Annotated in this window: 8 protein-coding genes and 4 pseudogenes; 10 read left to right on the top strand and 2 right to left on the bottom strand. The window is 55.2% G+C overall.

Going from position 1 to position 9,561, the window contains the following annotated elements; all coding sequences use genetic code 11:
- Nucleotides 1-160: 160 nt before the first annotated feature.
- The 3 genes and pseudogenes from tnpA to tnpC all read left to right on the top strand — a co-directional run bounded on the left by tnpA (nt 161) and on the right by tnpC (nt 2,508).
- Nucleotides 161-535: an IS66-like element accessory protein TnpA gene (tnpA, locus tag AC13C0_RS00300; protein WP_053114431.1), complete on the top strand. Its 375-nt coding sequence runs from the start codon at nt 161-163 to the stop codon at nt 533-535.
- Nucleotides 532-867, top strand: a pseudogene (gene tnpB, locus AC13C0_RS00295) (IS66 family insertion sequence element accessory protein TnpB). The gene tnpA and the pseudogene tnpB overlap by 4 nt, the downstream one beginning before the upstream one ends.
- A gap of 75 nt (nt 868-942) precedes the next feature.
- Entirely contained in the window at nt 943-2,508 is a 1,566-nt protein-coding gene (tnpC, locus tag AC13C0_RS00290) for an IS66 family transposase (protein WP_053114433.1), read from the top strand.
- 13 nt (nt 2,509-2,521) lie between these two features.
- Here the strand turns inward: tnpC and AC13C0_RS00285 are convergent.
- Both AC13C0_RS00285 and AC13C0_RS00280 read right to left on the bottom strand, forming a co-directional pair.
- Nucleotides 2,522-2,806 (bottom strand): annotated as a pseudogene (locus AC13C0_RS00285) (transposase); the annotation flags it as partial.
- Between the two features lie 2 nt (nt 2,807-2,808).
- Nucleotides 2,809-3,149, bottom strand: a pseudogene (locus tag AC13C0_RS00280) (transposase); the annotation flags it as partial.
- A gap of 151 nt (nt 3,150-3,300) precedes the next feature.
- Here AC13C0_RS00280 and AC13C0_RS00275 point away from each other — a divergent pair.
- The 7 genes and pseudogenes from AC13C0_RS00275 to AC13C0_RS00245 all read left to right on the top strand — a co-directional run.
- Nucleotides 3,301-3,528, top strand: coding sequence for an ATP-binding protein (locus AC13C0_RS00275; protein WP_053114435.1), 228 nt, complete (start codon nt 3,301-3,303; stop codon nt 3,526-3,528).
- 149 nt (nt 3,529-3,677) lie between these two features.
- Nucleotides 3,678-4,484, top strand: a complete 807-nt coding sequence (locus AC13C0_RS00270) for an ABC transporter ATP-binding protein (protein WP_053114437.1) — start codon at nt 3,678-3,680, stop codon at nt 4,482-4,484.
- On the top strand, nt 4,481-5,203 hold the full coding sequence (locus tag AC13C0_RS00265; RefSeq protein ID WP_053114438.1) for an ABC transporter ATP-binding protein: 723 nt from the start codon (nt 4,481-4,483) through the stop codon (nt 5,201-5,203). The genes AC13C0_RS00270 and AC13C0_RS00265 overlap by 4 nt, the downstream gene beginning before the upstream one ends.
- A gap of 100 nt (nt 5,204-5,303) precedes the next feature.
- Entirely contained in the window at nt 5,304-6,521 is a 1,218-nt protein-coding gene (locus AC13C0_RS00260) for an ABC transporter substrate-binding protein (protein WP_053114441.1), read from the top strand.
- 104 nt (nt 6,522-6,625) lie between these two features.
- Nucleotides 6,626-7,513, top strand: coding sequence for a branched-chain amino acid ABC transporter permease (locus tag AC13C0_RS00255; protein ID WP_053114443.1), 888 nt, complete (start codon nt 6,626-6,628; stop codon nt 7,511-7,513).
- 2 nt (nt 7,514-7,515) lie between these two features.
- Nucleotides 7,516-8,511: a branched-chain amino acid ABC transporter permease gene (locus AC13C0_RS00250; RefSeq protein WP_053114444.1), complete on the top strand. Its 996-nt coding sequence runs from the start codon at nt 7,516-7,518 to the stop codon at nt 8,509-8,511.
- A gap of 511 nt (nt 8,512-9,022) precedes the next feature.
- Nucleotides 9,023-9,421 (top strand): annotated as a pseudogene (locus tag AC13C0_RS00245) (IS1380 family transposase); the annotation flags it as partial.
- Nucleotides 9,422-9,561 lie beyond the last annotated feature (140 nt).

Genomic DNA, 9,561 nt, shown 5'->3' with positions numbered 1-9,561 from the left:
GGGGATCGTCACCAAGATCAACCGCAAGAGCGTGATCGTGCTGGGTGACGATGGCAGGAAGCAGTACAAGGTCTCGCCGGAGTTACTGAGACCTCTCCGGGACGTGAAGTAGGTCAACTACGTCTTGGAATGAACGCTTACTTTTAAGTGGACACTTAACATGACCAACATAAGCGTAACCAAGCCCTACCAAAAACGTCGTCGTTACTCTAAAGAGCTGAAGGCTCGTATCGTCGCCGAATGTTTGAAGCCCGGGGCGTCTGTTTCCCGGATTTCGCTGGATAACGGTCTCAACGCCAACATGGTCCGGCGCTGGATGAGCGAAGCGCGAAGGGCGGCTAAAACACCGGAAACACCTGGATTCGTTCCGGTCCGTCTGCCAGCAGTGGCCTCTGCACCGAGCAACCAATCCGTTTCAGACAAGCGTAGCACCATCCGCATCGAGATTCCCCGCGCCGGTGGTGCGGTTGTGGTGGAGTGGCCTGCGGAGCAGGCCCATCAGTGTGCGGCTTTGCTTCGGGATCTGTTGGGATGATCCGCATTGATGAGATCTGGCTGGCCACCGAACCGCTGGATATGCGGGCCGGACCCGACAAGGCCCTGGCGCGGGTTATTCAGGTATTCGGTTCGGCTAAACCCCATTGCGCCTACCTGTTCGCCAACAAGCGAGGCAATCGGATGAAGGTGCTGATCCATGATGGCCTGGGCATCTAGTTGTGCGCCCGCCGGCTGAACCGGGGTAAATTCCACTGGGGCGAAACCTGGCGCGGTGACCAACTGCGCCTGACCGAGGAACAGTTGTCTGCCTTGGTTCAGGGCCTGCCCTGGCAGCGCATTGGCGCGGAGGGCGTCATCTGCATCCTGTAATCACAAGTGCTGTGATGCCGCTATAGCCAGAACCGCGAATCGCCTGCCGAGCAGGGACTTGGCATACTAGGCGGCATGACTCAGCGCCCCGATATCAACCAACTCTCAGCCGATCAGCTCCGTGCTCTGGCGACGGAACTGATGGACTCCCTGGACGCCAAGGATCAAGCCTTGGGCCGGAAGGAGCGGGAGTTGGTGCGCCGCAATGCCATCATCGAGAAGCTGACCCACGAAGTCGCCATCCTCAAACGTCACAAGTTCGCCCGCCGCAGTGAGCAACTCGATGCCGTTCAGGGCAAGCTCCTGGACGAGCTGATCGACAGTGACCTGGCCGCCATCGAAGCCGAGCTGGACCAGGCGATGACTGAGGAGCAGAAGGCCGCTCGACCCAAGCAGAAGCCTAAGCGCACCCCGCTGCCACCGGAGCTGCCCCGTACCCTGATCCACCATGAACCGGTCAATACCCAGTGCCATTGCGGCTGCCAGCTCAAGCGTATTGGCGAGGACGTGAGCGAAAAGCTGGATTACGTCCCGGGCGAGTTCACCGTGGAGCGGCACATCCGGGGCAAGTGGGCCTGCGAGCAGTGCGAGACCTTGATCCAGGCACCGGTACCACCGCAGGTGATCGACAAGGGCATCCCCACCGCCGGCCTGCTGGCTCAGGTGTTGGTGGCCAAGTACGCGGACCACCTGCCACTGTACCGTCAGGAACGCATCTTCGGCCGTGCCGGCCTGGAAATACCCCGTTCCACACTCGCCGAATGGGTCGGTGCCTGCGGTGTGCAGTTGCAGCCCCTGGCAGATGCGTTGAGAAACGCCTTGCTGGAACACAACGTTCTGCACGCCGATGAAACGCCGGTCAGCATGTTGGCTCCGGGTAAGAAGAAAACCCATAAGGCCTACGTCTGGGCTTACTGCACCACACCGTTCTCGGACCTGAAAGCCACCGTTTACGACTTCGCCCCAAGCCGGGCGGGTGAACACGCCCGCACCTTCCTGGGTGACTGGCAGGGCAAGCTGGTCTGTGACGATTACGCCGGCTACAAGGCCGGGTTCGGCAACGGCATCACCGAAATTGGCTGTATGGCACACGCCCGACGCAAGTTCTACGACCTGCACGAGGCCAACAAGAGCGAACTGGCGGCCAAGGCCTTGGAATACATCGGCGGCCTCTACGAGATCGAACGGGAAACCAAAGACCTGCCGCCGGATAAGCGGCTGGAAATCCGACAAACCAAAGCCAAACCGCTTGCTGATGCACTACAGCAATGGATGCAGGCGCATCGTCAGAAAGTGCCGGATGGCTCCGGCACGGCCAAAGCACTGGATTACAGTCTCAAACGTTGGGCAGCGCTGACGCGCTACCTGGACGATGGTGCGGTGCCCATCGACAACAACTGGGTGGAAAACCAGATCCGGCCCTGGGCATTAGGCCGCAGCAACTGGCTGTTCGCGGGATCACTACGCAGTGGTCAACGGGCGGCTGCGGTGATGACCCTGATCCAGTCCGCCAAGCTGAACGGGCATGATCCTTATGCCTACCTGAAGGATGTGCTGACCCGGCTGCCAACGCAGAAGAACAACGCCATCGACGAGCTGTTGCCCCACCACTGGAAGCCGGCTACACCTGACAAGGTGTGATCACCGGCCGCTTACCGAAGAATCCCTCGCAGGCAGCATTATCGCCACAATGACCGACCGCACTCATGCTGCTTACCAAACGGTTGCTACCAAGATATCGCTGGTAGTCACCACTGGTAAATTGACTGCCTCGATCTGAATGCAATACCACCGGGACTTTCCCCTGGCGCTGCCAAACGGCCATCTCAACGGCTCTGATCACCATATGCCGATCCTGCCGGTAATGCATGGGCCAACCAACGATCAGCTTGCTGTATAGGTCGAGAACCACGCACAGAAAGAGCTTTCCTTCCTGCGTGGGCACATAATACGTATTGGGAAATGGCTGCGACAACGTTGAATCGCCTGATACCTCAGGGCGACTCCTTTGCGAAGAACACCGCCGCTTCGCGCAAAAAATCACGCTCCTTCTTCACGCGAACCAATTCTCGTTTGAGACGGGCAACCTCCTCGTCTCTGGGAGAACCAGAGCCCTTGAAGGCCTTGTCTGTCTCCTCATCCGCTTCTCTGCGCCACCGAGACAGCAGGTTGGGATTAATACCAACCTCCAGGGCAATCTGGCGACAGCTCACACCGGGCTGACGGGTTAAAGCGATGGCTTCGCGTTTGAACTCTGGGCTATATCTTCTGCGTCTGAATATGAACACTCCTTTGGCACAGTGTGCCTCTTTTTAGGAATGTCCGCAGTAACGGGGTAGAACCCATCCGCCTCGGAGTGGCTGTAGCCCCCAGGCCACAGAGCCAGCTACTTTCCTTGCTGGATTAGCAGTTCCACGACGAACGGAAAACCTGGTGTTTATCAGCCCGTCAGGTGTGGGCAGGTCAACCCAGCAGGCCCGCTACAACTTGCTCCAGTTGATCGATAGCCTTTACGAATACCGGTCGATCATCCTGACCACCACCAAGAACCTCATCAGTTGGGGCGAGTTCTTCCGCGACGACAACGTGGAGGTGCCGATCATCGACAGGACGATACAGCCACTCACACTTCTTGTGTTGGGAGGCGAAACTCTCGACTGAGGCAGAAAGCTACAAGATTCACGATGAAGAGCGGGCAAAGTAGATGGCCATTGGAAAATCTTTACGCGGCCCCTTCTTTTGGGGGGGGAGTCATATGATTTATGAAGATACTTTGGACAAAGTTCAAAAACAAAAATAGTAGGCAAGAAATGAGTAATCCATATGTATTGCAAACCCGAGGCCTCGTAAAGAAGTTTAGGGGATTTCAGGCCGTTGATCATGTCGATCTACAAATTCGGCAGGGCGATATTCATGCCTTAATTGGCCCTAACGGTGCCGGCAAGACCACGGTTTTCAATCTCCTGACCAAGTTCCTGATCCCGACCAGGGGGCAGATCCTTTATAAGGGAGAGGACATCACCTCTCTGAAATCCGCCGCCATCGCCCGTAGGGGTGTGGTTCGGTCCTTCCAGATTTCCGCTGTGTTCCCGCACATGACTGCCCTCGAGAATATCCGCGTCGCATTGCAGACGTTCGAGGGCAACTCTTTCAGCTTCTGGCAATCCGGAGCCCGTCTGAACAAGCTCAATGAGCGCGCTATGGAATTGCTGGATGCGGTGGGACTGACCAGTTTTGCCAATACCACCACCGTGGAGCTGGCCTACGGCCGCAAACGGGCATTGGAGCTGGCGACCACGCTGGCGATGGAGCCGGAAATCCTGCTGCTCGACGAACCCACCCAGGGTATGGGCAGCGAGGATGTGGATCGCGTGGTGGAACTGGTGCGCAGCGCGGCCAAGGGCCGTACCGTGCTGATGGTGGAGCATAACCTGAGCGTGGTCAGCAAACTGTGTGACCGCATCACCGTGCTGGCCCAGGGGGCCGTTCTGACTGAAGGCGACTACGAAACCGTGTCTGCCGATCCCCGTGTGCGCGAGGTTTACATGGGATCCGACGGTAGTGGCGAGCGAGGCGCGACCGAGACCAATCCCGCCAGTGCGGAGGCCGCCCAATGAGTCACGGACCGGACAAGGAATACGAACAGCTGCGGGTTTCCGGACTGCACGCCTTCTACGGCGAGTCCCATATCCTGCATGGCATCGACATGGTGGTGCACCGGGGTGAACTGGTAACCCTGCTGGGGCGCAATGGCGCCGGCCGCACCACGACCCTCAAAGCGATCATGAACATGGTGGGCCGCCGCACCGGCTCCATCATGATCAACGGGGAGGAGACCATGTCCTGCGCTCCCCATCATATTGCCAGGTTGGGTGTCGGGTATTGCCCCGAACATCGGGGCATTTTTTCGTCACTCAACGTCCAGGAAAACCTGACCCTGCCACCGGTGGTGCGCAGCGGCGGCATGAGCCTGGAAGAAATCTACACCATGTTCCCCAACCTCTACGAACGCCGATTCAGTCAGGGGACGAAGCTCTCTGGCGGTGAGCAGCAGATGCTGGCCATGGCGCGCATCCTGCGCACCGGTGCCAATATGCTGTTGCTCGACGAAATTACCGAGGGGCTGGCGCCTGTCATCGTGGAAACGTTGGGTGAGGTGTTGGTGGCCTTGAAGAAAAAGGGCCTGACAATCGTTCTAGCTGAGCAGAACTTTCACTTTGCAGCGTCCCTCGCAGATCGCCATTACGTTTTGGAGTACGGCCAGATTGTGGAAGAGATTAGCTCACATGAGCTGAGTTCTAAAAGGGCATTGCTGGATCATTATCTCTGTGTATAGCGAAAGCCAACAATAGGAAAAGAAGTTTGGAATATTGGCGTGCAGTAACTCACTAGTTTTAAACCACAATACAATTAGCGACCTAGTTGGAGATATAAAAATGATAAATATGAAAAAGTCTTTCTTGGCGATGATTTTGTCCGCAGTGATCGTTAGCGATGCGAAAGCAGAAATTTCTGACGATATTGTGAAAATTGGCTATCTAGCTGATATGTCCGGTACCTACCGAGATTTGGTTGGGCCAAATGGCCTTGCTGCACTGGAGATGGCGGTGGATGATTTCGGCGGCAAGGTTGGCATGGCCGATATCCAAATCGTTAGCGCTGATGATCGTAATAGCCCCGACGTGGCTTCAAGCACAGTGCGCCGGTGGTTAGAGAATGAAGACGTGGATATGGTAGCGGGATTTGTAGCCTCTTCTGTATCTCTAGCGGCCATTGAAGTTATAAAAGAGAATAATAAGTTAGGCATCGTGTCGGGCTCAATCGCATCAAGTATCACGAATGAGCATTGCTCTCTGAACCATATTCATTATGTATACGATACATATCCGTTAGCTGTTGGAACTGCCCGTGCTGTCGTAGAGGAAGGAGGAGAGTCATGGTTCATTTTGGCTGTCGACTATAGTGGAGGCCATGAACTTGAAGCGGCGGTTTCAAGTGTTGTCGAGGCGAGTGGAGGTGAAGTTATAAAGACCCTTCGCCATCCGTTTCCTACACCAGACTTTTCTTCATTCATCCTTCAAGCCCAGGCCTCAGGAGCAGATGTGGTCGCTCTAGCCAACGCCGGAGCTGACGCGATTAACGCTATCAATACCGCTGGCGAATTTGGCTTGACTCAATCCGGCCAGAAACTCGCAGCATTGCTGCTCTTTCTTACAGAAGTGCACTCGCTTGGAGTTGAGACTGCTCAGGGGATCCAACTCACAACAGGTTGGTATTGGGATATGAATCCGGAAGCTCGCGCTTGGGCAGACCGATTCTTTGAAAAAACAGGTGTGCGTCCGACAATGGTTCATGCCGGTATCTACTCCAGCACAATACATTATCTTAATGCTGTCGAAGCTACGGGCTCCGACGACTCTCAGATCGTTCGCACTCAGATGATTAATACCCCAATCAACGACATGTTCGCAACTAACGGAAGGATTCGTCAGGACGGTCGTATGGTCCATGATATGTATTTGGCTCAGGTTAAGACCCCGGAGGAATCCCAAGGGGAATGGGATCTATATAAGATTGTCCGCACAATTCCTGCCGAAGAAGCGTTCCGTCCCCTTTCAAATAGTGTTTGTCCTCTAGTCACCGACAACAGGTAATTTTTCGACATGGGCTCTTGAATATTGAGATTGAAGAGCCCTTGCCGGTCGGTTCGAATAACTTTTGACTATACATTTTTATTAGCTAATTTGGAGTCCGTTGCATGTCAATGGTGTTCGGCGTTCCTCTTGCTGTGCTGTCCGGCCAGCTCCTGATCGGGATTATTAACGGTGCCTTTTACGCCCTGTTAAGCCTCGGCCTTGCGGTTATCTTCGGTCTGTTGAAAATCATCAACTTCGCCCATGGCGCCATGTATATGCTCGGTGCCCTGGTCACCGTGGTTCTGTTTGACCTGTTGGGCGTCAATTACTGGGTAGCTCTGTTTGTGGCCCCAGTCCTAGTTGGCGCTTTCGGCTTGTTGATTGAATACTTCCTGCTCCGGCGCATTGCTGGTCAGGATCACATCTACAGCCTGCTGCTCACCTTCGGGGCGGCCCTGATCATCCAGGGCGTCCTCACCAACATCTACGGAGTGTCCGGGTTGCGCTATTCCATGCCGGATATGTTCAAAGGGGGCATCAACTTGGGTTTCATGTTCCTGCCGTACTACCGGGCCTGGGTGATCGTGGTGGCCCTGCTGGTGTGTTTCGGCACCTGGTTCATCATCGAGAAAACCAAGCTGGGTTCCTACTTGAGGGCGGGCACAGAAGACTCGCAGCTGATGCAGGGCTTCGGCATTAACGTACCCTTGCTGGTGAGCCTGACCTACGGATTCGGCGTCATGCTGGCGGCTTTCGCCGGTGTGCTGGCGGCACCCATATATTCGGTAACTCCGGTGATGGGGTCCAACATTCTCATCGTGGTCTTTGCGGTGGTGGTGATTGGAGGCATGGGCTCCATTGGCGGGGCCATAATCACGGGCATCCTGATGGGCGTGATCGAAGGCCTCACCAAAACGTTTTACCCGCCGGCGTCTTCGGCCGTTATCTTCCTGGTGATGGTCCTGGTGCTGATGATCCGACCCACCGGCCTGTTCGGTAAGGAGGCATAATCATGAACCAGCCTGTTAATCCTGCCGATATCCACAAAGCCATTGTCGAGCAGCAAAAGATCCAGGACCGCAAGAAACTGATGGTGAACGGCGTGCTGCTGCTGTTGCTGCTGGCCGCGCCCTTCGTGATGTACCCGGTCTTCCTGATGAAGATCCTGTGTTTTGCCCTGTTTGCGGTGGCCTTCAACCTGCTGTTCGGCTTTACCGGTTTGCTGTCCTTCGGCCATGCCGCCTTCCTGGCCACCGGGGGTTACACCACCGGCTACCTGCTCAGTCATTTCTCCGGCCTGACCACCGAGGTGGGCATCATTGCCGGTACCGCCACGGCCACCCTGTTGGGGCTGGCCTTTGCGTTACTGTCGATCCGCCGGCAAGGCATCTACTTTGCCATGGTGACCCTGGCGCTGTCACAGCTGGTGTTCTTCTTCTTTGTGCAGTCGGAATTCACCGGCGGCGAAGACGGCATGCACGGCATCCCCCGGGGCGAGCTGTTTGGTCTGATTAACCTCGAAGACAACCTCAATATGTATTACTTCGTGCTGGTGGTGTTTATCGCCTGTTACCTGCTGGTGCAGCGCATTGTCAGCAGCCCGTACGGGCAGATCCTGAAAGCCATCAAGCAGAACGAACCGCGGGCGGTCTCGCTGGGTTACAACGTGGACCGCTACAAGGTCCTGGCCTTTGTGATCTCCGCGGCGCTGGCGGGCCTGGCCGGCTCCATGAAATCTGTGGTGTTCCAGTTGGCGTCTCTCAATGATGCCCACTGGCATATGTCGGGCGAGGTCATCCTGATGACCCTGGTGGGCGGCATGGGTACGCTGCTTGGACCGGTGGTGGGCGCCACCTTTGTGGTGAACATTGAATACCAGCTGTCCCAGGGGCCGCTGCGCGACTGGGTAGACCCGATCCTTGGCGGCATCTTTGTGTTGACGGTACTGGCCTTCCGCAGCGGGATTGTGGGTGAAATCCAAAAAGTCATAAAAAAGAACCTGGGGTGATTTAAACAGAATGTGGCTGGTTTTATTTTGGCGAATCGAGCTTCTAGTCATTCTAAATAACGAAATTTTTAGCTTCCTGCAAAAATCCATAAAGACAGTATTTCTATAAGTAAAAGCTACGTGACTAAAAGACATTATCTCAGTTCTACTGATATTCTGAAGTTGAAATTAAATTCGTGGGTATTCGATTTATTCCGGCAGTGGGCATTAATTTTTGGTGCCCTGAAAAATTAGTGTACGGATCTATATTTTCTAAATGTTAGACATATACGTTGAAGACCGAATATATGCATCAACCCTCTCCCCCCTCCTTTTGAGAGGGGAGCCCATCAAAGGGGTGCATTACGATTGATTGAGCATCGCAAATTAAGTTTGAGATGCAAGAAGGTTTCAATAATTCCTGAATCCGTGACTTCAACGAGCTGAACTCACGCCCAAAGCCTGCAATAATAAGGCTTAGAGCGATATAATAGCATCTGACACCCATTCACCCAGTTAGTGCTTTCGGCTCATGCGTACCTTCACTCTCCAGCAATCCCGAACCGAAGTCTATACACCCAATGGCGGGCTGGCCCTGGTCGGTCATTGCCTGAACCGGCATACATCGCTCACCAAAACCGCCCGCACCGTCGTCAAGCGGCACGGTATTCCGAACATTGAACTGATCCGGACCTATCTTGGCCTGATCACGCTGGGCAAGAGTGACTTCGAGGCGGTCGAGCCGGTTCGAACGGACCCATTTTTCAAGTCTGCCCTGGGCATCAAGCAATCGCCATCGTCGGCCCGGTTGCGCCAGCGATTTGATGAAGACGCTCAAGGCCTGACACCCCTGCTGGACGATGCCAGCGTCGAGTTTCTTCAGTCCGTCGAAGCTCCGGTGTCACCTCTGGCGATGGGCCACGTTGCGCTGTAAGCGTTCATTCCAAGACGTAGTTGACCTACTTCACGTCCCGGAGAGGTCTCAGTAACTCCGGCGAGACCTTGTACTGCTTCCTGCCATCGTCACCCAGCACGATCACGCTCTTGCGGTTGATCTTGGTGACGATCCCC

It is taken from the genome of Marinobacter sp. B-21 (genome assembly GCF_056857895.1).
The sequence above is the reverse complement of the archived record's forward strand: the minus strand, read 5'-3'. Positions and strand labels throughout refer to the sequence as shown.